The sequence below is a fragment of the Natronomonas aquatica genome, from assembly GCF_024449025.1.
Classification (GTDB): Archaea; Halobacteriota; Halobacteria; order Halobacteriales; family Haloarculaceae; genus Natronomonas; species Natronomonas aquatica.
Map to the genome: position 1 here is coordinate 1 of NZ_JAHLKM010000034.1, position 24,107 is coordinate 24,107.

General features: G+C 54.3%; 27 protein-coding genes and 1 pseudogene. 19 read left to right on the top strand and 9 right to left on the bottom strand.

Annotation, left to right across the window (positions count from 1 at the left end):
* The first annotated feature begins 80 nt into the window (after positions 1-80).
* Entirely contained in the window at positions 81-260 is a 180-nt protein-coding gene (locus KM295_RS17225; RefSeq protein ID WP_472924557.1) for a DUF7861 family protein, read from the top strand.
* A gap of 279 nt (positions 261-539) precedes the next feature.
* Here KM295_RS17225 and KM295_RS14905 read toward each other — a convergent pair whose 3' ends face one another.
* Together KM295_RS14905 and KM295_RS14910 are read right to left on the bottom strand one after the other, a co-directional pair.
* Positions 540-1,154 carry a methyltransferase domain-containing protein gene (locus KM295_RS14905; RefSeq protein WP_418904814.1) on the bottom strand — a complete coding sequence of 205 codons (615 nt, stop codon included), beginning with the start codon at positions 1,152-1,154 and terminating at the stop codon, positions 540-542.
* A gap of 94 nt (positions 1,155-1,248) precedes the next feature.
* Positions 1,249-1,647, bottom strand: a complete 399-nt coding sequence (locus KM295_RS14910) for an iron-sulfur cluster assembly scaffold protein (protein ID WP_256030797.1) — start codon at positions 1,645-1,647, stop codon at positions 1,249-1,251.
* An 8-nt stretch (positions 1,648-1,655) separates the two neighbouring features.
* Here KM295_RS14910 and KM295_RS14915 point away from each other — a divergent pair, with 8 nt between their 5' ends.
* The 4 genes and pseudogenes from KM295_RS14915 to KM295_RS14930 all read left to right on the top strand — a co-directional run bounded on the left by KM295_RS14915 (position 1,656) and on the right by KM295_RS14930 (position 3,486).
* Positions 1,656-1,844, top strand: a complete 189-nt coding sequence (locus KM295_RS14915) for an antibiotic biosynthesis monooxygenase family protein (RefSeq protein WP_256030799.1) — start codon at positions 1,656-1,658, stop codon at positions 1,842-1,844.
* A 111-nt stretch (positions 1,845-1,955) separates the two neighbouring features.
* A pseudogene (locus tag KM295_RS14920) lies at positions 1,956-2,153 on the top strand (hypothetical protein); the annotation flags it as partial.
* A gap of 176 nt (positions 2,154-2,329) precedes the next feature.
* Positions 2,330-2,944, top strand: coding sequence for a DUF7437 domain-containing protein (locus KM295_RS14925; protein ID WP_256030801.1), 615 nt, complete (start codon positions 2,330-2,332; stop codon positions 2,942-2,944).
* Complete coding sequence (locus KM295_RS14930; protein ID WP_472924556.1) at positions 2,941-3,486, top strand: PIN domain-containing protein; 546 nt, start codon at positions 2,941-2,943, stop codon at positions 3,484-3,486. The genes KM295_RS14925 and KM295_RS14930 overlap by 4 nt, the downstream gene beginning before the upstream one ends.
* Before the next feature lie 255 nt (positions 3,487-3,741).
* On the opposite strand, the gene hypF is transcribed toward KM295_RS14930, so the two are convergent.
* Entirely contained in the window at positions 3,742-6,102 is a 2,361-nt protein-coding gene (gene hypF / locus KM295_RS14935; RefSeq protein WP_256030803.1) for a carbamoyltransferase HypF, read from the bottom strand.
* A 102-nt stretch (positions 6,103-6,204) separates the two neighbouring features.
* On the opposite strand from hypF, the gene KM295_RS14940 reads away from it, so the two are divergent.
* From KM295_RS14940 to KM295_RS14955, 4 genes are all read left to right on the top strand, one after another.
* Positions 6,205-6,588, top strand: a complete 384-nt coding sequence (locus KM295_RS14940; RefSeq protein ID WP_256030804.1) for a HypC/HybG/HupF family hydrogenase formation chaperone — start codon at positions 6,205-6,207, stop codon at positions 6,586-6,588.
* A complete protein-coding gene (gene hypD, locus KM295_RS14945; RefSeq protein ID WP_256030805.1) occupies positions 6,581-7,741 on the top strand; it encodes a hydrogenase formation protein HypD in 1,161 nt (386 codons plus the stop codon). Before KM295_RS14940 ends, hypD begins: the two co-directional genes overlap by 8 nt.
* The gene (gene hypE, locus KM295_RS14950; RefSeq protein ID WP_256030806.1) at positions 7,738-8,799 is read left to right on the top strand and encodes a hydrogenase expression/formation protein HypE; all 1,062 of its coding nucleotides are present in this window, start codon (positions 7,738-7,740) and stop codon (positions 8,797-8,799) included. The genes hypD and hypE overlap by 4 nt, the downstream gene beginning before the upstream one ends.
* Before the next feature lie 292 nt (positions 8,800-9,091).
* The gene (locus KM295_RS14955) at positions 9,092-9,820 is read left to right on the top strand and encodes an ABC transporter ATP-binding protein (RefSeq protein ID WP_256030807.1); all 729 of its coding nucleotides are present in this window, start codon (positions 9,092-9,094) and stop codon (positions 9,818-9,820) included.
* On the opposite strand, the gene KM295_RS14960 is transcribed toward KM295_RS14955, so the two are convergent.
* Both KM295_RS14960 and KM295_RS14965 read right to left on the bottom strand, forming a co-directional pair.
* Positions 9,817-10,500: an ABC transporter permease gene (locus KM295_RS14960; protein WP_256030808.1), complete on the bottom strand. Its 684-nt coding sequence runs from the start codon at positions 10,498-10,500 to the stop codon at positions 9,817-9,819. The two genes, KM295_RS14955 and KM295_RS14960, sit on opposite strands and share 4 nt — an antisense overlap.
* Before the next feature lie 155 nt (positions 10,501-10,655).
* Positions 10,656-11,504, bottom strand: coding sequence for an ABC transporter substrate-binding protein (locus tag KM295_RS14965; protein ID WP_256030809.1), 849 nt, complete (start codon positions 11,502-11,504; stop codon positions 10,656-10,658).
* Positions 11,505-12,018: 514 nt separating this feature from the next.
* Here KM295_RS14965 and KM295_RS14970 point away from each other — a divergent pair.
* Entirely contained in the window at positions 12,019-12,378 is a 360-nt protein-coding gene (locus KM295_RS14970; protein WP_256030810.1) for a winged helix-turn-helix transcriptional regulator, read from the top strand.
* Positions 12,379-12,395: 17 nt separating this feature from the next.
* On the top strand, positions 12,396-12,995 hold the full coding sequence (locus KM295_RS14975) for a hypothetical protein (RefSeq protein WP_256030811.1): 600 nt from the start codon (positions 12,396-12,398) through the stop codon (positions 12,993-12,995).
* 114 nt (positions 12,996-13,109) lie between these two features.
* Here the strand turns inward: KM295_RS14975 and KM295_RS14980 are convergent, their stop codons facing one another.
* Positions 13,110-13,517: a hypothetical protein gene (locus KM295_RS14980; RefSeq protein ID WP_256030812.1), complete on the bottom strand. Its 408-nt coding sequence runs from the start codon at positions 13,515-13,517 to the stop codon at positions 13,110-13,112.
* Positions 13,518-13,786: 269 nt separating this feature from the next.
* Positions 13,787-14,155, bottom strand: a complete 369-nt coding sequence (locus KM295_RS14985) for a hypothetical protein (RefSeq protein ID WP_256030813.1) — start codon at positions 14,153-14,155, stop codon at positions 13,787-13,789.
* Between the two features lie 113 nt (positions 14,156-14,268).
* Between KM295_RS14985 and KM295_RS14990 the strand changes: the two genes are divergently transcribed.
* The 5 genes from KM295_RS14990 to KM295_RS15010 all read left to right on the top strand — a co-directional run bounded on the left by KM295_RS14990 (position 14,269) and on the right by KM295_RS15010 (position 18,880).
* On the top strand, positions 14,269-14,757 hold the full coding sequence (locus KM295_RS14990) for a hydrogenase maturation protease (RefSeq protein WP_256030814.1): 489 nt from the start codon (positions 14,269-14,271) through the stop codon (positions 14,755-14,757).
* 74 nt (positions 14,758-14,831) lie between these two features.
* Entirely contained in the window at positions 14,832-15,956 is a 1,125-nt protein-coding gene (locus tag KM295_RS14995) for an NADH-quinone oxidoreductase subunit B family protein (protein WP_256030816.1), read from the top strand.
* A gap of 3 nt (positions 15,957-15,959) precedes the next feature.
* On the top strand, positions 15,960-16,208 hold the full coding sequence (locus KM295_RS15000; protein ID WP_256030817.1) for a hypothetical protein: 249 nt from the start codon (positions 15,960-15,962) through the stop codon (positions 16,206-16,208).
* Between the two features lies 1 nt (position 16,209).
* On the top strand, positions 16,210-18,195 hold the full coding sequence (locus KM295_RS15005; RefSeq protein ID WP_256030818.1) for a nickel-dependent hydrogenase large subunit: 1,986 nt from the start codon (positions 16,210-16,212) through the stop codon (positions 18,193-18,195).
* Between the two features lie 4 nt (positions 18,196-18,199).
* Positions 18,200-18,880: a hypothetical protein gene (locus tag KM295_RS15010; RefSeq protein WP_256030819.1), complete on the top strand. Its 681-nt coding sequence runs from the start codon at positions 18,200-18,202 to the stop codon at positions 18,878-18,880.
* Here KM295_RS15010 and KM295_RS15015 read toward each other — a convergent pair.
* Both KM295_RS15015 and KM295_RS15020 read right to left on the bottom strand, forming a co-directional pair.
* Entirely contained in the window at positions 18,862-19,230 is a 369-nt protein-coding gene (locus tag KM295_RS15015) for a DUF7124 domain-containing protein (protein ID WP_256030820.1), read from the bottom strand. The genes KM295_RS15010 and KM295_RS15015 overlap by 19 nt on opposite strands.
* Before the next feature lie 111 nt (positions 19,231-19,341).
* On the bottom strand, positions 19,342-20,112 hold the full coding sequence (locus KM295_RS15020) for an ATP-binding protein (protein ID WP_256030824.1): 771 nt from the start codon (positions 20,110-20,112) through the stop codon (positions 19,342-19,344).
* Between the two features lie 708 nt (positions 20,113-20,820).
* Here KM295_RS15020 and KM295_RS15025 point away from each other — a divergent pair.
* The 3 genes from KM295_RS15025 to KM295_RS15035 form a co-directional block, all read left to right on the top strand.
* Positions 20,821-21,402: a site-specific recombinase xerd gene (locus KM295_RS15025; RefSeq protein ID WP_256030825.1), complete on the top strand. Its 582-nt coding sequence runs from the start codon at positions 20,821-20,823 to the stop codon at positions 21,400-21,402.
* A gap of 676 nt (positions 21,403-22,078) precedes the next feature.
* The gene (locus tag KM295_RS15030) at positions 22,079-23,284 is read left to right on the top strand and encodes an NAD(P)/FAD-dependent oxidoreductase (RefSeq protein WP_256030826.1); all 1,206 of its coding nucleotides are present in this window, start codon (positions 22,079-22,081) and stop codon (positions 23,282-23,284) included.
* Positions 23,285-23,292: 8 nt separating this feature from the next.
* The coding region (locus KM295_RS15035; RefSeq protein WP_256030827.1) for a hypothetical protein at positions 23,293-24,107 on the top strand (815 nt) is incomplete at its 3' end.

Sequence of the window (24,107 nt, forward strand, 5' to 3'; positions counted from 1 at the left end):
CGGGTGGACACCAGAGGCGTCCCCTTGCTCAGGGGAGTCAGTTACTACTGAATTCTAGAGGACTTTGCGACACGACCGAATTGATTGATCATCGGGATGGCCACTGCTTTGTCACTGTTGCGACAGCGGATGACGAGACTGTGGAGTTGGTTGTGACACTCGCTGTTCGGGATCTCTTTGTTGACCGCTTGGACATCAAGAATGGAGCGTCCCCGATCGGAGAACGTATCTGGTATCGAAAACACGGCGGCGCGAAATAGCCAGCTCGCCTGATCACGGATCAAGTGAATCAATATGCTCCTATGGCTCGCCCTGATCGTACGGTCGTGAAAAGTACGTGTCTGCCTGCAGTTGATCCGTGAGCTCCACGAATTCACGCCCATTGCAGTCACTGCAGGATGGCGGGACTTCTGGCCCTGCGTACACGGTCGCACAACGGCAGCATTCGAAAAACCGGAGTCCCAGCACAGCAGTGGATTGGTACCGTTCGTTCAAATTGCTGTCGCAGGCTGAGCGTATTGAGCAGGTGGACTGTTCGCTCATTCAGGTGGCTGTCGACCGACGACCGTATAGAATGGGTCTGTTCCCGGCTGGTCGACGATTCGATCCCTGGCTCCGAATCCCCCAGCGGTAAAATATTCTTCGACGAGCGCCGCTCGTTCGTCCATCGATCGGGTTCGCCAGGCCCGAATCGCTTTTGTCGAAAACATCCGATTGGTGAAACTCACGATCGCAGCGCCGTCAGACCTGAGGACGCGCCCGAATTCGCTAAACACGTCACCAGGGTACTGCAGATACTGTACTGCCAAGGCACAACAGACCACATCGAACGAATTTTCTTCGAGTGGGAGTGTCTGATTGCTATTAAAATCCTGCAGAAAGTATTCGTCTAAACGATCGTTTGCCTCGAGTTCGGCTTCGTTGAGACCGTGGCCAACAACGTACTCCAGTGGGATGTCCGGGAGAAACGACACCCAGCTACTCATCGCATCGAAGACACGATCCCCCGGCGTGATCTCCGATTCGTATACTGTCGTTAACCGAGACGTGAATGCATCGTCGGCGTGAGTGACAAATCGAGGCGACTCGTAAAACTGCTTGTCGTCACCGGTATCGATCTTCCGTCGATCGACATCCGATAGAACCCTCGGCACAGTACTTTCATTCAGGGCTTTGAGAGTAAAGTAGTCACTGTCTGGTGAACAGGATGCCGCGGTTCCGGAGTTTTCGAACAGTGAAGGTGATCGGCTAGCGATCCTCGACGGCGTTTCGGAACGCGACAAGCGCCAATTCGGCACACCGGAGCCGTGACGGTGTCAGATCCATCCCGACCACGTCTTCAAGCGTTTCACTGTCCCATTCGACGATGTCGGTGACGGGAGTCCCAATCATTTGTTCGGAGAGCAATGATGCCGTTGCCTGTGAGAGTGTACAGCCTCGACCAGTGAACTGGACCGTTTCGACGACCGGTGGTGTCTCGTCTGACAGGTTCACCGTTATTGCTATTTCATCACCGTCGGGATGTGTCGGGCCGACACATTGGGGGTTGCTCGTTTCGTGCTCGACATCAGGATCTGTGAGCGTACCGTAGTTCCGGGGATTTCGTGAGTGGTCAGCGAGCAACTCTCTAATGAGTGTTTTGTCCATACATATGAGTGGTTTTGAATAATAAAGAAGGGTCGGGATATCTGTTGCTCGCGTATTGGGATTCGGAGACGGCTTTCGACCAGTGGACGGAAACCGACGAGTTTGAGGCGGCCCACGAGGAGTTGTTCGGAGCGATGTTTCTTGAGCCAGAGTATGTCGATCGGTACGAATCGGCGGATACGATTAGCGCCCCCTGACGGACGTGCTCCGGGACCACCGAAGAGGTGTATTCCATCATCTCTTTGTACCGCAGTAGTAGTCAGGTAGTTCTCTGGGCCCAGCCGCTTAAGCTGCGTTTGTACTGAGACATGACCGAAACACCCGAACGCGCTGAAGACCATACCCTCCGAGGAGCGACGGATCGGCCGGCGTTTCTGACGATCCGCGATATAATCGAGGAGATGGAACCGCTCGCGTCAGCCCAACTCGATGACGATCTCAATCCATCCGTCCTCGAAGTCATGCTCGACGATGGACTCTGTGAAGCCGACGGTGCCCGCATCGACACCAAGTGAGTTTATCAGGTATTAATATTTGAGAGTCAGTAGGCCACAATCCTAGGGTTTGTGTTGCAAGGTGTCGACTTCTTCCCTGGCCAGCTCGTGTGTGTTTCCGCCGGTGACTCCGCCTCGAAATGCTGACCGGCAGTTTTTAGTCCATAGTCCGCGTACTGTGGAATGTCGTGGCACACGCTCCCCCCGATACATCATCCGAAGCTGAAGAGAAGAGAGAGGAGTTCTTCACGATCCACGAGTTGCTCCACCGGCCAGAGCTGGCGGTCTTCTACACGGATATGCTTCTCAACTCCCCGACTACGATCGGGGAAAGCGTGGAGCGCGTGGATCTCTCCAGTAGCGCCGCGCATAACTACGCGAAGATTCTCCAACAACTCGGCGCGGCGGAACAACTGGACGAGACACGCGAGCGAGCCCACCTCTGGGAAGCAAAGCCAGTCTCGGGGACGTGGAACGGTGCAGAACCCATCGGCCCGGTGCTGATTGCAGTGTACGGCGCGATCGAGTTAGACGACGACATCGAGCTCTTCGTCGAACGGCACGGCAAGGCGAAACTCAGCTCCGCGATCGCCCAGACCATCGAGTACCTTCGCGGGAACACGAGCCGCCGCGGCGCAGCGGACGCACTCGGCGTGCCTGCCGTCGAAGGGATTGCGATCACGCAAGCGATCGAGAAAATCGTCTACCTACTGAAGGATCTTGATCCGGCCATCCCGGCAGACGAATTCGAGGTTTCACTCCCCGATAGAGCCCTCGAAGACGCCCCGTATACCCAGGAATGAGCGAGGGTGATCTCACGCCGTTCCCGCCCGCGTTGCTCTTGGATACGAGTTTTCTCCGGACACTCGGGGGAACGCGCACGTGGAAATACCGGACCTTCATCGACTACGTGGAACAAAACGATGTGCGGCTCTTCTTGACACCACGGGTGATCGATGAATTAAGCGAACAACAGGCGTACATGAGTATCGACTGGGTGGACAAAGCCGAAACGACGGATTGGATCAAACAAACTGGAGAATTCCAGCCGGGTGTTCGTGTCCACGATGGACCACGCGCCGGAGAAATCTTCGATAGCACCCACGCGAAAATCGCCGATCGGGAACAGGTTGATCCGGACAAACTTCGAAAAACGGATGCGTCGCTGCCTGCGGTCGCAGTCATGCTGTTGGGCTCAAAAGCGTTCGATCGGATCGGAATTCTCCTCGATGACAACCACGCAGAGGCATCTATTGAATCCGTGTTGCAGAACACGTACTACGACGGTCGGATCGCGGTTCTGAACATCTGGGACACGCTATCCTACATGGAAACAGAACTCTGAGCGCGCTTGTTTCTCACCAGTGTGTAGCAGCCGATGTTCACCAATCGCTGAGCGTTTCAACAGGTGTCACGCGAGCCGTGCTCAAATTCTGGCGAGTTGCCTATCACACGAATTCGTATATGCCACTGAATGTGGGAAGCAACCCACCGTAGGGTGGACAGAAGCGTTGTTCCACGGATTCTCACCAAAAAAGTGTAAACTGTATATATTAATATCCCGACACTCAGGGACCTCCGCTTTCAGGTGAAGAAGATGTCAATGGCTAGGCTGTGCAGCTACGACAGCGAGTTGCCCATAGGCGATACCACCGTCGCCGGGGGGGACGCGTCTGTTGGTTATAAACGATAACCCAGCGTTACTTACACTGTCCCGAATCTGGCTGGCGATATGTTCGTTGTACGCGACGCCTCCTGATAATGAAACAGTTTCACAGTTTCGTATTTCCGCCTCTTCGATAGCAAGATCAGCGAGTCCCCGCGCCAGTGTCTCCTGTGCCGTTGCAGCGATATCCGGAACCGATACTCCATCGGATCGAAGTCTGACCAGTTCAGTGAACAATTGCGGCGTATTGACCACCCTTCGTCCGTTGAGACTCGAGATAGGGGCCGAAAGCGAATGGGGTGAGCCCCGAGCAGCGGCGGCCTCGAGTTTCATCGCTGGCTCACCTTCGTACGTTCGGCGAGTGCAGACGCCCAGCAGGGCCGCAACCGCATCGAGAAACCGACCCGCACTGCTCGTTTGCGGAGTGTTGACATCCGATTCCAATTGCTGGATAACTACGTTCCGCTCTCTATCGCCGCCCGGAAACTGCACGTCATGTCGTTCGAGTATTGCTTCGACCCGATCTGGATCGGCCGCATACAATATCCCGGCTGTGAGCCGTGCCGGATGTGTCGTGGCTTTGTCGCCACCCGGCATCGGAACGGGGGCGAGACTGCCGACTCGTTCGAAGCCCGTCCGGGTCGCATCCAATACTTCGCCACCCCAGACAGTCCCATCCGGTCCGTATCCGACCCCATCAAGCGTGAGTGACAGCGCCCGATGGCAGTCGTGTTCAGCGAGCACGCTTGCTGCGTGGGCGTGATGGTGCTGTACTGAAACTGCCCGTGCCACTGTGCCGCTGTCGACCAATTCCTTCGCGTAGTCCGTCGTATTGAATGCTGGATGGAGATCATGAACGACTACCGATGGCCATTCGGTACCTGTCACATCCAGCAGTCGCTGAATAGCGTTTTTGAGGTATGCAAGCGTATCGAGGGAATCCACATCACCGACATACTGTGTGTAGTAACACTCCTGTTTTTCGAGGATAGCAGCGGTAACGTCGAGTTCAGCCCCGACAGCTAGCGCCGACATCTCTCCGTTATTCGGGAGTGAAATCGCGGTTGGTGCGAATCCCCGTGACCGGCGGATAAGACGGCGCTCACCGTCGACTATACGGGCTACAGAGTCGTCGCATCGAGTGACGATGCGCCGGTCATGTAGAAGGAACCCGTCAGCCACTTCATCGAGTCCATCGACGATGCTGTTATTTGACCGTAACATCGGCTGTCCGGGGAGATTTGCTGAAGTCATCACTAGCGGTTCTTCGATTCGATCGAACAGCCGGTAATGGATCCCCGAGTATGGGAGCATGACGCCGACGGTGTGAAGATCGGGAGCAACGCGGTCCGCGAGTCCACTGCCGGTGGCTTCGATCAGTACGATCGGTCGCCGAAAAGAGTTGAGTGTATCGCGCTCTGTCGACGAAAGGTCGGTGAATGACTGGATTGTCTCAATATTCGATGCCATCACGGCGAACGGCTTTTCTGGACGGTCGGTCCTGTTACGGAGCCGTGTAATCGCATCTGTATCCGTAGCACTGCAGGTGATATGCGCCCCACCGATGCCTTTCACGACGACAAGCTTTCCATCACGTAAGCTCGCTGCCGCCTTCTTGATTGCCTCCTTACCGGATGCCGTCTCCAGCAGCGTGTCCGGAAACCTGTCTCGCCCCGCCTCCGAAACAGCCGGATCAGTCGTCTGGCTGTCGGAAACGGTACCGTACCGGAGCTGGGGACCACAGTTACAGCACGCTATTGTTTGGGCGTGATACCGGCGGTCTGCCGGGTTCTCGTACGCCGATCGGCACTCCTCGCACATCGGAAATGCTGCCATCGAGGTCGTATGTCGATCGTACGGGAGCGATTCGACAACAGTGAAACGGGGGCCACAATCGACACAGGAGGTTGCCCAATAGTTGTGATACCTCGATTCGGGGTCCCGAAGGTCCGCAAGACAGTTCTCACAGATCGCGGTATCGGGAGGAATACTCCCGCCACCGCTATCACCGCTTTGGGATTCGACGATTTCGAACGTCTCGAACATAGACTCAGAGGTATGCTCGCGGTCAACTGTGATAGATGTAATACGGGCAAGCGGTGGCGGGTTGTTCTTGATATCAGTCAAGAAAGCGTCGATAGCGTCGGGTTGTCCTTCGGCTTCGATGCGCACGCCGGCATCTCCAAGATTTCGGACGGTCCCATGGAGCCCATGGGCAACCGCCCGTCTGTAAACGAACGGTCGGAACCCGACGCTCTGGACGATGCCGTTCACCCGGATCGTCGCCCGCTCCATACTGAATCTAATAGTGGGCACATCTTCAACCCCTGTTAGTGGTCGTTTGGAGATCCGGTGTCTAGGGGCGGTAGTTATTTTAATCTGTATTACTACTTTCTTATGAAAATCATGTGCCTAGGCGTACCGGGAGAGGTCAAATCAGTTGAGGGTGTTCAAGCTACTGTCGATTTCTGGGGTGTCGAAAAAGAGGTGCGTCTGGATACGGTGGATTCACCGGTTGAGCCGGGAGATTATATTCTCAACCACGTTGGCTTTGCCATCAGACGAATCCCCGACGACGAGATTGACGAAACAATGGCTCTCTACGAGTCGTTTATGAACGAAGACCCCGACGACCTGCTCGCCGAAGACGTAATGGATGAAATTGAGTCCGGTGGAACAGTTCCAGCAGGCAGCGCGGGTGGGTTGGCCGCGGATGAAGAAGAGCCGGCAGACGAGGAAGACGCCGAAGACCTCTTGGAGGAACTCGATATCAATGTCTGATACGCCACCAGCCGGACCGACCGGACAGATACCGGGCGGTGATGGCGATAACGCTCTCGAGTTCCGTGATCCCGAGAAGGCGGAAGCGATCGCGGACAGGCTAGCTGAACTGGCGGACAACGTGTCGGATCCGCCAGCGACGATCATGCACGTCTGTGGGAGCCACGAACAGTCAATCGCAAAGTTCGGGCTCCGATCGATGTTACCCGATTCCGTTCGGCTCATCATGGGTCCCGGATGTCCGGTCTGTATTACGAATATGCCCGAGGTCGATGAAGCGGTCGCACTGGCCGAAGCGGGCGTTACCGTCGCCACCTACGGCGATATGTTGAAAGTCCCCGGGACGACCAAATCCCTCGATGACGCCCGGGCCGAAGGAGCCGATGTCAGGGTAGTCTACAGCGCCGCCGATGCCGCAGAAATAGCCGAAGAGGAGGACGGTGAAGTCGTCTTCTTCGCGACCGGTTTCGAAACCACTGCCGCTCCCACCGCATCAGTCATTCTCAACAATCCGCCGGAGAACTTTTCGGTGCTTTCCTCGCATAAATATGTCCCTCCGGCGATGGAAATCGTCGCCGAGATGCCCGATACGGATATTCAGGGCTATCTGGCCGCGGGTAACGCCGCGATCATTACCGGATCGGGTATTTTCGAGGGTATCGTCGACGAGCACGACCTGCCGGTCGTCGTTGGCGGATTCGAACCGCTGGATATCCTCGCTGGTATCACGAAGCTCGTTGAGATGATCGGAAACGACGAAGCTGCCGTCGAGAACGCCTATCCACGCTGTGTCACCGAAGAAGGTAATCAGCAGGCCCAACAGCAGCTCTGGGAGGTCTTCGAGACCGAGGACGGTGAATGGCGTGGGATCGCCGACATTCCGGACGCAAACCTGGTGCTACGCGATGAATACGCTGAGTGGGATGCACGGGCACGATTCGATATCGAAACGGCGCATTTGCGCGACGAGAGCGCTGCCAGACTCGCCGATGACTGTATTTGTGGTGATATCATGTCCGGCAAAGCCGAACCCACGGATTGTGAGATGTTCGGCGAGGAGTGCACGCCGGACGATCCGGTCGGTGCCTGTATGGTCTCTAGTGAGGGGACCTGCAAGATATGGCACGAGTACGGTGGGCACCCGGATATATGAGCGACACCTCAGATACGTCTGATTTCGATTCAGAGACCGAAAGCGAGCGTATCGGGCTTGAACATGGGGCCGGCGGCGAGGCTACCCGGAAGCTAGTTGCCGAGACCCTCGCGTCTGGTTTCGGTGATCCCGAAGACGCTATCGTCGGTCTCACCGGAATGGATGATGGCGCTGTCATCCCAGTCGGTGAGGAAAATCTGGTCTTGACCACAGACAGTCACGTCATCGATCCTCCGTTCTTCCCCGGAGGTGATATCGGTCGCCTCGCCGTCTCCGGAACGGTCAACGACCTCGCGGTAATGGGCGCAACTGACGTTCGGGCCCTGACAAGCGCCATGGTTATCGAGGCTAATTATCCAGTGGCGAAATTGGAGCGCATTGCTGACTCAATGGCCGCTACGTGCGAGGAAGCCAATGCCGCCGTCGTCACTGGGGATACGAAAGTGATGGGGAACGGCGAAATAGACGGGATCGTTATCAACACCGCAGGTGTCGGCGTCGCACCGCACGTCACCCCCGACTCCGCGGTCGAACCGAACGATGTTATCCTGCTTACCGATTCTATCGGTGAACACGGCATCTCACTCTTAGCCGAGCGTGAGGGTATCGAATTCGGTAGCGATCTTGCATCGGATGTCAAACCGCTAAACGACCTCCTCGCGAGAGCGCTCGAAGTAGGTGGTAAGAATATAAAAACGATGAAAGACGCGACCCGGATGGGACTCGCGGGCGCACTCAACGAAATCGCCGAGAAAAGCGGTGTGGGTATCGAGATCCGCGAAGAACGGGTACCAGTAACCTCCGACGTGAAGGGCGCAGGCGAGATGTTAGGGTTAGACCCATTCCAGATCGCTAACGAAGGTGTTGCAGTGCTTGCTGTTGCTCCCAAGTCAGCGGAAAATGTATTAGACGAGCTTCGAGAGCATCCAAAAGGAGAGAACGCGGCAGCTATCGGGAAAGGAATCGATGACCATCACGGTCGTGTAGTGTTGGATACAGGTATCGGGAGTCGGTACCTGCGGGAACCGGCCAGCGAACCGGCTCCACGGATCTGTTAACAAAAAAATACGTACCTATCGGCGCTGCACGGACTGATCATGGACGATGTCGATCACGACGCGATACGTAATAAGAAGGATATTTGCGGCGGTTGTGGGGCCCCACTCCGGAAAGTCGGTGAAATAGACGGTGACCGTCGCGGCGAAGAATTCGAATGTACCCGTGAAACGTGTGGCTACGTTGAGTGGCGAATGTACGGTGACGGGTATTACGAAATTATTGAAGAGTAGGTGAAGCTGTCATATCCAGCGTAAACATCATTAGCTAATCCTTCGTCTCTCCTGAGAGCGAATGCCTGGTATTGAGATTGTAGACGTTTCAAAGAAGTATTCCACAGGCGGCGGTGGTGGAGTGCAGGTCCTCGATGGACTATCGCTATCCGTCGTAGAGGGGGAATTCCGTACGATCGTTGGACCGTCAGGGTGCGGAAAGACGACACTGCTGCACCTTATCGCTGGGCTCGAATCTACCGATAAAGGATATGTTACGCTGCCTGGAGATGGACAACTCGGATTCGTTTTTCAAGAGCCGCGATTGTTAGAGTGGCAGACGGTCGGCGAGAACCTCAAATTCGCCCTCGACGGGACCGAGATACCGAAATCTAACTACGACAGCCGAATTACCGAAGTAATCGAAACGGTTGGACTGTCTGACTTCCGCGACGAGTATCCGCGGACATTGTCAGGCGGAATGCAACAACGGGTCGCCCTCGCCCGAGCTCTCTGTATCGAACCGGACGTATTGCTGATGGACGAACCCTTCGCTAGTTTGGATGAGATCACCGCCAAAGACCTTCGGCATGACTTGCTCGAGCTATGGCAGGAAAACTCGATCACGATCCTATTTGTTACGCACGATATTCGGGAGGCAATAGTCCTCTCAGATACGATTTCGATTCTATCGAGGAAGCCAGCAGACATTATCGCGTCGGTCGATATCACGTCTCCACGGCCACGTGAACTCACAGACGATGTAACAGCGGACTACTATCAGAGGATTTTCTCCAAACTAAACCGTTAAGTCTGAAAAAGGGATTTCCCGAGTCGAGGACTCTCACTTTCGCCTCGCCACTGAGTCAGACGACGCTCGGCAGTTTTGATTATCGTGAACTCGATAACAGTCATTAGAACGACAAACGATAGCGTCCATGCGAGAACGCCAGAAAGTGAAAACAACTCGAAGGCCTCGTTGATTCGTGAGCCGATTCCAGTCCCAAGTCCAAAGAATTCAGCGATGACAACGATCTTCCAAGCGGCTCCTAGACCGAACCGAGCCGCCGCCAAAATGTAGGGAATCAATTGTGGAAAGATGACAGAGCGGAACATCGGCCAACGGGAGTTGTTGAAGACTTGGGCCATCTCGACCAGTTCCCGGTCGATATCCTTGGTTCCCTCCCAGATGTTCTCCGTCATCAGGGGCGTAATGACGAGGGCGATCGTCGCGACGGCAGCGGTATTATTCATTCCGAGCATCATCAACATAATAATCGTGACGGCTACCGCGGGCATCGTCAGACCGACAATAATGAACGTCTCGAGGAACTGTTCGCCGGTCTTGCTCAGCCCCATTACCAGTCCGAGCAAAACAGCCAGACAAAGACCGATACCGAAGGCAACGAGGACCCGAAACAGGGTCCGCGACAGCTCTCTAAAGAAGCTTTCATACAATAGGATATCGATAGCCTGCTCGAACACTGCCATTGGTCCCGGGAGAAATAGCGGTTTATAAAATAATGATACCGTCCACCAAAGACCGATAAACGTGACGACGGATGCGGCCCTCACCAGCGAGGCCGGTAGCGATGTCGGCAACGAGATCTGATAGACGGATCCGAGAAGTTTGGGAAGTCGAGTGCTCACAGTTCTCTGGGATCAACGAACATCGTTTCTGCAGGGTCATCATCTATGAGCCCGAATTCAGCGGCTTTTTTGACCACTTCCGCTCCGGAAGCCCGGAGTTCTTCATCGAACCCATCAGGGTAGATGTGACCGATTCGATTCTCGGCTAGATCGAACTGCGAGTCGGTTTCTAACCCGAGTTCCTCTTCGTACTGTTCGATAACCGCTCGGGCATTCTCACCGATATATTTGCCGGCGTCGAACATCGCGTTCATCAGGCCCTTGACCGCCGATGGTTTCTCGTCGATCGTCTCTTGATAAGTAGCGACTTCAACGAGCGGCATCCGCCGCCCGGTGAGATCTTCCCACCGGTCGTTGAACACGTAGATCTCCTCAAACTCGCCGGTATCCAAGAGTCGAGACGTGAATGGCTCAACCCCGATCATCGCGTCGAGGTCCTCCTGTTGAATAGCGCCGAAAAGCGCCGCAGGCGGTGAAAACCGATACTCGTAGGACTCGTGATCGAGCCCCTCCATGTTGACGAGGACTGCCCAGTGGGTCCAGGGAGCGGAACTTCGGGGCATCGACCCAAGAGTCGCATCCTGTAGCTCTTCGATGTTCTCGATCCCCGCATCGCTGCGGACGACGATAGAATTAAACGACTGACAGACTGGACCCAGTAGGCGAACGTCACGGCCCTCGTTTATTGCTCGGGCGCCCGCCATGACCGGGAACGTTCCCGACTCAACTTCTTGGGCAAAAATAGCCTGCTGAATCGCCGGCGGTGGTTGTAACTCCAAAGTGAGATCCAGCCCCCGATCGCCGGCGAATCCTTCGTCACGAATGAGCCGCGTCGGAAGCGTCATTGCAGCGCCCTGTGGACCGGAAAACTGTATCGGTACCGACGGATTTCCGCTTTCAGTATTGTCTTTCTCACCCGATCCGTCTGTCTCCGATGTTTCCCCCTGATCGCCACTCTCGTCGCTTGTTTCGTCTGTTCCCGTCGTATCGTCGCCGGTACAGCCAGCCACCCCCACAATAGCCGCTCCACAGAGTCCAGCGATTACGTCACGCCGTGACTGGATGCCTCGACGCCGCTCGTTGTCGGATTGGGGATCTGGTTCCATCGACATTTTCTGTTTTTTGAATCTGCTTCAGTTTTCAGAAGCCACTACACAGATGTTAATAAATATACTTACTTCGAAATATATTTCATTCATCCAAATGGCCCGCATACGGATTCGGAGGTCCCGCGATCGGGATTACAATCCGAGTGAGCCCGTTTCCCGCCATCTGTCTCCTAAATTAATAGTTCGTCGAATGCAGATCCGGCCATGCCCACGCCAGAGATTTTTAATCGCTGGGCCGATATGAGAGAGTATGTCAGAAGGCGAATCGTGTGGCTGTTGCTCGTCCTCGACAATCACACCTGATACCGATCGCACCTGTTATTGTCCTGTCAACGGAATTATTGATACAATCAGCAAGAAACACGCACTGCCGATCGTCTCAGTTCTCGGCTCGAACGGGCCGACACGCTACAACGAACTCGAGGAAGTTCTCGGGGTAACGAGTTCCTCACTGTTGTCGACACGGCTCAACGAGCTGATGAGTGAGGGGCTGATAGAACGACAGAGTTTTGATGAGATTCCGCCCCGCGTCGAATACTCACTCACGTCCGATGGCAAGGAACTCGAAGAGCGACTCAGACCGCTGTTGGAGTGGGCTGACGAGGCATAGCCAGTTAGCGTAAAATAATGAAAGACGAAGAACGGGATTCGACGGGCGACGAAGACAGCAGCAAAGAATCGTCTTCAGGCGAAGGGCCCGAAGAAGTCGACACCGCCGACGTTGAGGTTACAAAAGACGGCGCCGTCGACCCGAAGGAGCCACAGTGGCAGAAACCGTCGATCGACGATATACCCGAATTCGAAACTGGCGGCAACGATCCGACATCCGCTGGAGATTCCGATCCGACAGCCGGCAAACCGAATGAGGCTCGCACCCCATCGACGACACGTTTCGAAGATGCGGAATCGGAAGCGTATCTCGCCGCGATCGAGTTGTGTGCTCGATTACCGGACGACCTACGACTCCCGGAAGAGGCAGCGGACCTGGTTCCAGCCGCGTTCGAAGCAGAACTGGAACAGGAGATACAAGCGTTCGCCATCGCGGAGTTCGACAATCCGACACCACACGTCGAGGTACTCGAATTCACCGACATAGATGGTGACATCTGGTTAAAGATCCGAATGGGTGTCCCCATCGAGACGTTTGACTCGCTTGAAGAGAATATGATCGAGTTACGCGAATACGCGCTCGAAGAGCTTGACGCTCTTTTAGGTCCTGTTACTTAAATCGAACGCACGTCAGTAGCAGATTGTTGAGAGAGACAATTCCCTGAGTGCGAGTAGCGATCACCGTTCTAAGTATCTTTAGGTGATATTTTACATCGAGAAAACAGGATAAAGTCAGTGATGGTATTCGACGACAGCGTTCTGAATACCGAGATAGTCCGGCGGCTCGCCGCCACGGAGTTCTGGCGGGATCGCTTCAGCGTATGACTCAAGACTGTCCGGGACAACAGTTCGTCCGTCCGGACGATGCAAAAAGAACGGTATCTCTTTCATTTGCGCTCGTCGGTGCTTCGGCTGCCAAGATTCGCCGCGATGAACGTAACAGGCGAAGGAGAACCGGCCATACCTCATCGCTTCGGACTTGTTTTCCATTATGTCGGATTCTTCGGCGTCGAATTCCGTATCGGACATCCACGCGAGAAACGGCGGCTGTCCGTCAATTTCACCGACAAACACGTCCCATCCCGCCTCGGCGTCAAAAACCACCCACGCTTCCCGATCACCGACGGTATCGATCTCCAAACTGAAACCACCGTCTTCCCAAACAAACGTTGCCTCGTAGCCCGGGATCCGAGCACCTCTGTGATGATAGACGAGGCCATCGATCTCGAAATCGAACGCGTCGGAGACACGGAGAGCCCCTTGTGTACGTAGCCGCGATCGAAACTGTGGAAACGCGTAAAGAGTGTTTGATTCTGACACGAGTTCGAATGATATCGATCTTGTTTCAGGGGTTGCTGGTCGGACTCAGTTGCTACTGTTTCGTCCTTTGGGCAAATATTATTCGTGGTTTACAACTGTTCGGTGTAACACGCTTCGTCGCTGTCGAGATCGTGACACCAACAGTCAGGCCCACATTCGACGTGGTTGTGACTTTCCTCAAGATCGCCGAACGAATCGACAAACCGCCGTTTGGCTTCGTACTCGCCACGGTCCGTTAGGTCGTATCCGTCAGCTACCTCTTCGAACAAGCCATCGGATGCCATCCGCTCAAACGCGGACTCTATGCTATCGCCAGTTGAATCAACAAACACCTGAAGATCACTAGCTCCAATTGATGATTCGATTCGCTCTTCGCGCAGCATCCAGTACCCGGCTTCCAGTATCTCGTCGCGGAGGCGCATCTCTTCCGCAGATCCATCCCGAGAACCGGTAACCATACAGGTTACTCAAAGACGATATTAAAAAATCTATTGTCGGTATTTTAGTGATTGAACCGATATTATGCCACTCGTAACAAGTATCAATACGACGCGGACTCGTGTTTCTGTGCATGGACGTGCTCGTTGCGTGTATGGGAAATCTATTACGCGGTGACGACGGGTTCGGTGTCGCCGTCGCGGACGTTCTTGAAGACCGCGACCTTCCCGAGACAATTGACGTTGCCGAAGTAGGTATCTCCGGGGTAAGTATGGCCCAGGAACTGCTTGACGAATATGACGCGTTCGTTCTCGTTGACGCGATGGAGAAGGGAGAAGAACCGGGAACCGTCTCGGTAAAGCGGGCGTCTGTACCCGACGTCGACCAGTATTCCGACCGGGAAGTGGCAAGCTTTGCAGCGGATATGCACCAGACCGATCCGGCAAAGGTACTCGTACTCGGGGAGGCACTGGGAGTGCTCCCCGAAATCGTGGTTCTCATCGGTTGTGAACCGACAAAAACCGATGAACTTTCCGATGAACTGAGCGCGCCGATCAAGGAAGCCGTCCCGAGGGCCGCCGATCAGGTCGAACAGGTGATCGAGGAATTGCTTTCCTCGTAGGCAACCTGAACAACCGGAATCAACAGGCTTCTTTTCCCCATAAAATTAATACGAAGAACCAATAAATCGTGCTTATGAGTACCGCACGAGAAACACCCAACACAGATGAAGACGCCGAACCGGAGGAACTCGAGTCGATCGATGTCTTCTGGCTACCAGGGGAGGGCTGTGACGGATGTTCCGTGGCTACGCTCGGTGCGACAGATCCGGGCATTGAGGATCTCCTCCGTGGACAGGTACCTCATCTGCCCAAAATAAACCTGCATCACCACGAACTCGCCGTCGAATCCGGAAAAGCGTATGTTGACGGTATGCGCGACGCGGTCGCCGGCGAGCGTGATCCCTACGTTGTCGTAGTCGAAGGAAGCGTTCCGAACGAACGGCTCATTGATGGGGACGGATACTGGATCTCGATGGGTAAAGACGAGAACGGGGAACCAGTCAAGATGGTTGACTGGCTCGACCGGCTTGCACCGGGGGCCGCCGCCGTCATCGCAATCGGAACCTGCGCTGCGTGGGGGGGTGTCCCGGCAGCACAAGGGAACTTGACGGACGCGATGGGAACCATGGATTATCTTGGCCGTGATTACCGTAGTCAGCTCGATCTACCGGTTATCAATGTGCCAGGATGTGCGCCAGTCGGTGACAATTTCATCGAAACAGTCGCTCACCTCCTGTTACATATCGGGGGATTCGGACCGCCGCTCGAGTTGGACGAACTCGGTCGGCCGAAATGGTTGTTCGGAGAGACAGTCCACCGACACTGCAATAGAGGGTCGTACTACGAGGAAGGCTCCTTCGCGGAGGAGTACGGCAGCGAAAAGTGTCTTGTCAGTAAAGGCTGTTGGGGTCCGACAGTGAAGTGCAATATGCCTTCCCGGCGAAATCTCGCCGGTGTCGGTGGCTGTATGAACGTCGGTGGGAAGTGTATCGGCTGTACGATGCCAGGGTTCCCGGACAAATTCACACCGTTTTTCAAAAAAGCCCCAGGTGCCATGATCTCAACGACGAGTTCGAAAATACTCGGTGGGATCATGTCTCGGCTGCGCCGCAACTCGATGAAGAAACTCGATAGATCGACTCGATGGGAGGAATCCGGTGGAGTCACTGAACGGCTGTACCAGTGGCAATTGAAACGGGGCTCGAACTACGACCCCGACCGCGGTCTCGAACGTCGGCCAGGGACGGGGGATGACTGACGCATGTGTCTCGATAAGATCCCCGTCGAATTCGACGCCGAAGGGAACGCAACGCTGTCGGATGATGGCTCCGAAACCACATCCGATTTTTTAGACGATGTGACGGTCTCCGACGATGAATTAGATGCAGAATCACGGTTCACGGCAGTCGTCGAAGAGTTGCCCGAAAGGGCTCTCGATAGCCTGAGTGAAGTATCCGACGAGTACCGAGAGACAGACGAGACGCGTACCGAGCCGGACAATCCCGTGTAATATGTTTGAGAACCTGCCGCTTCAACGGACAGATGATGGATCGTATCGACTCACAGACGACGGGTCGTTCTACGTCGACGAAACACACAAGTCGACGGCTGAACGTGTCGAAGAGATGACCGGAGGCACACAGAGTGACAACGGCGCACTCCAGGAAGACAGTGCTGCCTCCATAGACGGATCTGAAGACGACGAAGAGTTCCATGATATCGATATCGATCCTGTCACACGGGTCGCAGGATCGCTGGCCTTTCACGCGAACGTCGACCTAGACGACCGAACGGTTCGAGAGGCCCACGCACAGGCTACTCTGTTCCGTGGTTACGAAGTTATTTTAGAAGGGCGCGATCCGAGAGACGCGATCGACCTCTCGAGTCGAGCCTGCGGTGTCTGTGGCGCCGTCCACTCGATCTGTTCGTCGATGGCGCTCGAGATGGCGCTTCCGGTCGAACCACCACCGATGGGCGTCTGGGCACGCAATATGGGCCAGGCGGCCGCCTTTCTCTACGATAATTCGCTACATCTCCACCTACTGGCTGGGCCGGATTACTCGGCGAGCATGATGGCGGATACGAACCCTGATCTCCTCTCGACAGCACGCGATACGGCTGCCCCCCATGCCTCCATCCACGGGTACGAAACGATCGGTGATATCATGGAGGGTCTGAATCCCCTGGAGGGCGATCTCTATCTATCAGCGCTTGAGAAGACACGGGACGCTCGCCAGATGGCGTCGCTGATGCTCGGGAAATATCCCCACCCGTCGACGATCGCCCCTGGCGGCGTAACGACGACGCTCTCGCGGTCTTCGTTCACGCAATACTATACCCGGCTGGACGACATGTTCGACTGGGCGAAAAAGATCGCCTTCCTCTGGGACGATCTGATGGATTTCATGCTCGAACATCAGCCCGGATTCGAACACGTCGGCGAACACCCGATAAATATGATCGGAACGGGTGTCTACGACGACCCCGATGTCTACAACGCGAAGTACGAGGACGCAGACGAGTGGGGCAACGCCCGTCTGGCAACGCCGGGAGTAATCATTAATGGGGAACTGGTGACGACAGACCTGACCGAGATCGATATCGGGATGGAAGAGTTCGTCGATCACTCCTACTACGAGGATTGGACGGACGAATCAGTCCCCTTCGAAACGTCACCGGGAGGCGATCCACTCAGCCCGTATCATCCGTGGAACAAGGAGACACGCCCGAAACCCGAAGGGACCTCGTGGCGTGATCGGTATACCTGGGGTACGGCACCACGATGGGATCGACAGACAATGGAGTGTTGTCCGCATGCGCGGCTCTGGATCACGGCACTGGCCGAAGAGGTGGACAACCCGTTCATCCGCCCGACAGGTGACGGAATCGAATTCGATCTTCCGGAGGCAGAGCTGGAGGAAATGACGCTTCGGTGGGACGTTCCGGACCGTCTGAACGCTGCCGAACGGCTTCGTGGCAAGGCGTACGCTTTGGCTCACCATGCGCTCGTTTGTTACACCGGCTTTATCGAGGCCCTGGAATTACTGAAGGACGGAAAAGACGCCGTGCACAACGAGTTCTCGATCCCGAATTCCGGGACTCACCGCGGCGTTGGGTTTTGGGAGGCCGGACGCGGGTTCCTCACGCATCACCTCACCATCGAGGACGGTGTCATCGACAACTACCAGATCGTCACGCCGAGCACTTGGAACTCCTCGCCTACAGGACCATTCGGTCAATCGGGGCCGTTTGAGGTGGGGGCCAAGAATACGCCAATACTCGAGGACTTCGAGTCCGAGGAAGACTTCTCAGCTATCGATATTCTTCGGGGGGTCCGAAGCTTCGACCCCTGTATGCCTTGCACCGTTCACATGTATACGCCCGGGGGACAGGACGTTATCACAGAAAACGTAACGATGACGACGTGTGGTTGCTCGTACGACTCGGACAACAAGCCAGCCGAAGTCACGCTTCGAGAGATGCTTGCGGACGACTGAGTCCATGGAACGTAGCGACGATTTATCAGGCCAAGATCCGCAGACGGCTGCCGAGCGTGGCCTCGAAATAAGTGATCACCAGACAGGGGGGAGCGGCCACGGGTATAGCAAGGGTCGCTCTTATGGGACTGCCGCTGGTCTCATCGCCGGTGATCGAACGGCATCACAGTTGGTCGTCGGTGTTGGATATCCGTATTTGAGTGACCTCGCGGTAGGGAACGTCGTTGCTGACCGGGTCGCCGAATGGGACCTCCCCGAGATTGCCGTCGCAGACTGCAGTCACACGCCCATCGCCGCCTACCAGACGATAACCAAAGGCGAGTACGACAACGTCGTGGTCGTCGGCGCTCGAAAGCGTGGTGGGGGTCTCAACACTGGGACTCCATCGAACGACCCGGGAGCGATCCACACGTATCCGACTGAGACGATCGATGTTCCGGAGGATGATATCGTCGATCGAATCGCCGAGTGTGCAATGGGGAGTAATACTATCGAGAACGTAGTCATCATAACAAAGGCACTCGGCGAGTTCCCGAGTGGCTCGATGGTGATCGACATCGAACCCGAATACGATTCGTGGGGGTACGCGATCGAAGAGTTCAGTCCGGCTGTTTCGGACCGTTTTGATCAATTAGTTGATCTAGTCTTAGACGAACTTGAGACGAGCTATTCGTCCTCGGAGTGAAGGGTCCACTCAGCATTGTCAGCCGCCTCGGTGATTGATAGGTACTCCATCCCGAGAGACTGTGCGGCTTTACGATCCTCGTCGGACTCACCGATGAAAACGTGTCGCTCGGTCGGGAACCGCTGTCGGGCGGTTGCGAGATCCGAAACCAGATTTTCGCCGATAAAATCGACATCAAGGTCTTCTCCTTCGATGTGCGATCGTTGAGTTTGGGTCGTTTTATCGGCAGTGATCCCGATGTATTCCGTCCATCGCTTTGCCTCTGCTATCGCTTGGGGAGGATCAACAAGACGCTCCAACGCGGCTTGCTTCAGAACCAATGTCATATCGTTGGAGCGATCACCGCTCATTGCGATGCCATACGCGAACAAGGAATATAAACGATAAGATGGCTACCCGAAAACAAAAAGATAGAATTCTATTCCAAGGTATATCTCGATAGAGCCGAATTGGCCACGCGTTCAGGCGAGCTCTGAAACCAAGTCGTCGGCCAGTTCCTGTACAGCAGCCACTGCCGGAGCATCTTTGTCGTGGTCGTACGGGGCTGTCCCCTGTTGATCGGCCCGCCTGATGCTGTCGTCGAACGGAACGATAGACGTGATCTCGAGATCGTTGTTCTCGCAGAACTCTTCGATTGCTTCCCGATCCTGATCGTCACGAACTTTGTTGGCGACGACTTTTATTTCTGGAATCCCAAGTTCTTCGGCCAAGTCTCGTGTTCGACGACCTGTTTCAAGTGACTTGTAATATGGTTCGACAACGACGAGAAGCACATCGACATCTTTGGTCGTTCCTCGGCCGAGGTGCTCAACTCCGGCGACCATATCCATAATTGTTACCTCGTCACGTTTCTCGACGATGTTCGAGAGAACCTCACGAGCTGTCGAGTGGGCGCTGCACATACAGCCACTACCAGCATGATCGACCTCACCCATTTTCAAGAGTTGGATGCCGTCCGGTGCACCGACACCGTAGTTGTTAATAATCTCCTCTACGGATTCTACCAACTCTAATTCCGTTTTCCCGTCCGGTAACTCGACTCGCCGTAGCAAATCACCGGGGATTGGGGGTACCTCTTTTTCACGCGGAATGCCAACCGTCAGCGAAAGATTTGGGTTTTCATCATCGTCGATCGCCAACACGTCGTAATCTTTTGCAGCCAAGACACGCGACAGCGTTCCGGAAATCGTCGTTTTCCCCGAACCACCTTTTCCTGAGACCGCTATTTTCATATGTTCTACTCGTTCGGCTGCCGAAACAAAAATATTAGGTCGAGTTTCGATCAGTAGTTTCGACGATGAGGGCTTGAAGGATAATTCGCTACCTCGTGGTCATGACATACCATTCATCTATTCAGTGATTTGAATCTCTGATAACGTGGTCCATGCCGCACTCGCGGTTGATAGTTACAGTCATCTCCGTCGCGGGAACCATTAGCTGCATTATTTGTATCACAATTCACGAAAGATGGTCTTCGGATGTACCGAGGTTCAGATGATTTTCAATCGTTTGAGTCGCCGTTGCCCAGAGGGCACCCTACCGGGTATTTATGACCCATCCCTCGTTATAATGGGCTGGCACAGTCCAAATACCCCGGATTTGGAAGCGTCAATAGGGGCGGTCGAGAAGCAGGCTCTTGTGGGGCGACGAGGACTCTCACGGCAAGGACCAGGGTTCGAATCCCTGACGGAGCATCCCAATTCGACTTCCTTCTTGCGGTTTTGGCCTGCACGAACCAGTCATGAACGACTCAACGCTCAGGCCATGTCGATTCGAAGGATTCACACACAGCCGCGCCCTCTTGCGATTCGGGCGTTTTGCCGGGCTATCCGGTTCGAAGGAACGAGACTCAACCCGATACCGTCTGTCGGTTTTCAATTTGCCCACGCGGATTTTGAGCAGCAAATGCGGCATCGTGAAACACAGCGAGGGATCTCCCCATGAGTGATCTTGAGGACTTCCCAGTCGTCACGGGAAAGGCTGAATCGTACCTGAATGAACGGCAACTACTTGATTACCGTGCGGAGCGGGAAGATTGTCTGGAGTGGCTCTTGACGTTCGGCAAGAAGACCGACGAGGCGGTCGGCTACGCACCGGGGACGGTCAAACCGCGGTGTTACCGGATGGATCGCTTCTACCGCTACGTGTGGGATTACGAAGAGGGATACACGGTCAATCTCTCCCACGAACATGCTGACTCGTGGATGGATCACCTGGCACGCCGTGATGTCAGTGCAACCCACAAGCGGAACTGCATGAAGTCACTCTTGATGCTCTACAAGTGGCTTCATCACGAACGCGGGTTAGGCGAGTGGGAACCGGAGTTCCGATTCTCTGCAGATACCAGCACGCAACCACGGGAGTATCTCACGCGAGAGGAGCGACGAGCGATCCGTGATGCAGCACTCGAATTATGGATCGGTACCGTCGTACAACAACCTCACACCGACCGAACGCGATCGCTGGAAGCGGTACCTCGCTCAACGCTTCGAGAAACCGAAAGAGGATGTGACGCCGGATGACTGGGACCGTGCCAACGGCTGGAAGATCCCGAGTCTGGTGTGGGTGAGATCACGCTTTGAATAAAGCTTTCGTCCATTTCGTGAAATACATCAAACGACATATGTGTATTGAACTGGCCAACGGTCAACCAACATCAGGTGCCGATAATAAGTGAGGCGGATCCTTGGCCCAAAATAGAATGTTCGGACTGTATGGAAGTGTTATAGAATGGTTAAATAACCGATAATTGCATTCTATCTTGCACGCTATGTTGTGACAATCTCATACACTTGATTGCTGTTTCACCAGAGTAAGCCCGGGCGTGTCTGGCAAACTCTACATTATATTGGCTGCTTCTCGCTTGACTTCCGGTATTGGATGAACGTATTTTTCAGCGGAACTCCGGCTTTTTTGACGCAGTTGCTCTGCAACCATCTTGAGACTCTTGGTTTCGGCGAAAACGTACGTACCGATGCTGTGGCGAAATGAGTACCACACTAGCTTCCGACCCCGCTTTTTGTCCCACTCGTTTTGCCACGTCATCGGCTGCACCAGTAAGTGTTAGCCCCCGAACAGTTATGATCTGAAAATCGTGATTTTGTACTACAAGATTTTCATGAGAGTTCCCTATATACTCGTTACCTAAACGGTTTCAACAGAGAATTATTAACCCATGCTTTACAAAATGAGACCAGGATGGAGTCACAAAACCGAGATGTGGCCATCATCGGTGGTTCAGTATCGGGGTTGGCTGCCGCGGACGAATTCATCGATTCGGAAAAAATAAGCGAGATACGTGTCTTCGAACGTCAGGAGTACGATGACAAACGGGTAGATTGTGGAGAGGCCATCAACGATGCTACCCTCGTCCCCTTGAAAAAAACTTCGTCGAACGGATTTCTCAATAATGTGAGAGGGTTCCAACTGCGAGTATACACGGGTACTGACCGGAGTCCCGATGAGGAACCACTGGGCGTTTCGGATCTCCAGTGTGATGCAGGCTATATTTGTGACCGTGATACAGTGGAGCAGCAGTGGGCTCAACAGCTCTCCGATAGTGGAGTCGTTTTCGAAACTGGCAAATCTGTCACCGCAGGCGAATACCATGATATAACCGAAGAATATGATTACATCGTTGATGCGACGGGTCAACCTTCCCTCACTCATAAGGTGAAAGATGAAGTTCCGGACTATACAGGGGACATGGTAGCTCTGAATGCCACCGTGGAAGGAGACTTTTCGGACTATATCGATTATCCTCGAATTTTCTTCGAGGGGTATGTCGGGTACTCTTGGTCGTTCCCGAAGTCGAAAACACATGCGAATGTTGGGATCGGCTGGGCGGGCGATCAACGACCGGACGATTACATGAGCGCCTTGGAGGCAGCAGCAGAACGGAATGGCTTCCCAGTGCCAGATCAGGAGGATGTGAACATTTATACGATCCCACGCGGCCCTAGTCTAAAACCCCAATCCGTTCATATTCCTGAGGACAACGTTTTCTTGGTTGGCGATGCAGCTGGCATAGCTAACCGGTACCAGGGAGAGGGTATCTGCCAAGGGATACGGTCAGCAAGTCTCCTTGCTAAGTTAATCTCGGAGGGGAGGGAATCGGCCTATCCCGATGAACTGTTCGATAAGATGAAATCGGAATATCGCCTTGCTCGATTAATGCGAGGTGCATGGGTCGAACATGAAGATCCCCAACTACTCGCTAATGTCGCTGAAGCTCTGGAAGGGTTGACTATCGATGACATCACTCGTCAGCCACAGCGCGTCATCGGACGAGTTATTCAGCATCCGGTTGTTGCTACACAACTGGTGGCAGATGGCGGGATGCTCAGGCGGCTATTGAATGCGTATACTGACAGCTGGGAATATAATTCCACAGAATCGGTGTAATTTGAACTATGCACGAACAATTTGATCATGACTCTCATTGGGTGAGTAAGCACGTAGAGAGCGGCTTGTTCGGCATTAACAATCCGCTTTTTGTTAGTGTATTCAAATTTTCTTTGCCCTGGAATATTTTATCGATCGTATATACGATACTCTTTTGGGATTCAATATCTGTATCGTTTTTATACGCCTCTGTACTAGCCCTGACTTGGGTCAATATTGCACCGTATCTGATATGGTTCTATGATGAGCGTGTCCTGCCGGGGTTCTTCAACCACCTCGGTGAACTCATCCCAGATGAGGATATCCGTGATGGGATAGCGAGGAAGTACAACCATTTTTTTGCTCAACACCGTATCTCAGTCGCTACCTTCTGGACGATTGCTACAGTAGCTATTATATATGTAAGTGAACCTGCCTTGCAGAGCCAGGGGATGGTTGGTGTAGGATCAGTGTTTCTGTGGACCACGTATGCTTACGCTGTCTACGTGGGGGCTATACTGAGCCACGGATTTGTCGGGCCTGTAACGACGATTCTACTCGTCCGAGAAGTCACTAACTACGAGTTGGAAATTGACCCACTCCACCCAGACAACCTCGGTGGGCTCAGCAACGTGGGGTACGTCTCCATTCGAACGACTCTGCTGTTTTCATCGGCTTCCCTAATTCTACCCCTCCTATTTTATTTTTCATCCTCGGGCGGTGTTTCGGAGGTTATATTCGTCTTTGCAGGTGTGTATATCCTCACAACGCTCATCTGTAGCAGTGAATACTTTGTAAGTGGAGTTCGTAACTGGCTCCAAGATGGTCAGCAGAGAGAGCGTGG

Bases quoted from the DNA above. Each gene is read 5' to 3' on its own strand.
- KM295_RS15025 (WP_256030825.1), top strand. From the start codon at position 20,821: ATGAGTGATCTTGAGGACTTCCCAGTCGTCACGGGAAAGGCTGAATCG.
- hypE (WP_256030806.1), top strand. From the start codon at position 7,738: ATGAGCGACACCTCAGATACGTCTGATTTCGATTCAGAGACCGAAAGC.
- KM295_RS15015 (WP_256030820.1), bottom strand. From the start codon at position 19,230: ATGAGCGGTGATCGCTCCAACGATATGACATTGGTTCTGAAGCAAGCC.
- hypD (WP_256030805.1), top strand. From the start codon at position 6,581: ATGTCTGATACGCCACCAGCCGGACCGACCGGACAGATACCGGGCGGT.
- KM295_RS14990 (WP_256030814.1), top strand. From the start codon at position 14,269: ATGGACGTGCTCGTTGCGTGTATGGGAAATCTATTACGCGGTGACGAC.
- hypF (WP_256030803.1), bottom strand. From the start codon at position 6,102: ATGGAGCGGGCGACGATCCGGGTGAACGGCATCGTCCAGAGCGTCGGG.
- KM295_RS14955 (WP_256030807.1), top strand. From the start codon at position 9,092: ATGCCTGGTATTGAGATTGTAGACGTTTCAAAGAAGTATTCCACAGGC.
- KM295_RS14965 (WP_256030809.1), bottom strand. From the start codon at position 11,504: ATGACGCTTCCGACGCGGCTCATTCGTGACGAAGGATTCGCCGGCGAT.
- KM295_RS15010 (WP_256030819.1), top strand. From the start codon at position 18,200: ATGGAACGTAGCGACGATTTATCAGGCCAAGATCCGCAGACGGCTGCC.
- KM295_RS14910 (WP_256030797.1), bottom strand. From the start codon at position 1,647: ATGGACAAAACACTCATTAGAGAGTTGCTCGCTGACCACTCACGAAAT.
- KM295_RS14930 (WP_472924556.1), top strand. From the start codon at position 2,941: ATGAGCGAGGGTGATCTCACGCCGTTCCCGCCCGCGTTGCTCTTGGAT.
- KM295_RS14960 (WP_256030808.1), bottom strand. From the start codon at position 10,500: ATGGCAGTGTTCGAGCAGGCTATCGATATCCTATTGTATGAAAGCTTC.
- KM295_RS15005 (WP_256030818.1), top strand. From the start codon at position 16,210: ATGTTTGAGAACCTGCCGCTTCAACGGACAGATGATGGATCGTATCGA.
- KM295_RS14995 (WP_256030816.1), top strand. From the start codon at position 14,832: ATGAGTACCGCACGAGAAACACCCAACACAGATGAAGACGCCGAACCG.
- KM295_RS14970 (WP_256030810.1), top strand. From the start codon at position 12,019: ATGTCAGAAGGCGAATCGTGTGGCTGTTGCTCGTCCTCGACAATCACA.
- KM295_RS15030 (WP_256030826.1), top strand. From the start codon at position 22,079: ATGGAGTCACAAAACCGAGATGTGGCCATCATCGGTGGTTCAGTATCG.
- KM295_RS14985 (WP_256030813.1), bottom strand. From the start codon at position 14,155: ATGGTTACCGGTTCTCGGGATGGATCTGCGGAAGAGATGCGCCTCCGC.
- KM295_RS15020 (WP_256030824.1), bottom strand. From the start codon at position 20,112: ATGAAAATAGCGGTCTCAGGAAAAGGTGGTTCGGGGAAAACGACGATT.
- KM295_RS15000 (WP_256030817.1), top strand. From the start codon at position 15,960: ATGTGTCTCGATAAGATCCCCGTCGAATTCGACGCCGAAGGGAACGCA.
- KM295_RS14975 (WP_256030811.1), top strand. From the start codon at position 12,396: ATGAAAGACGAAGAACGGGATTCGACGGGCGACGAAGACAGCAGCAAA.
- KM295_RS14940 (WP_256030804.1), top strand. From the start codon at position 6,205: ATGAAAATCATGTGCCTAGGCGTACCGGGAGAGGTCAAATCAGTTGAG.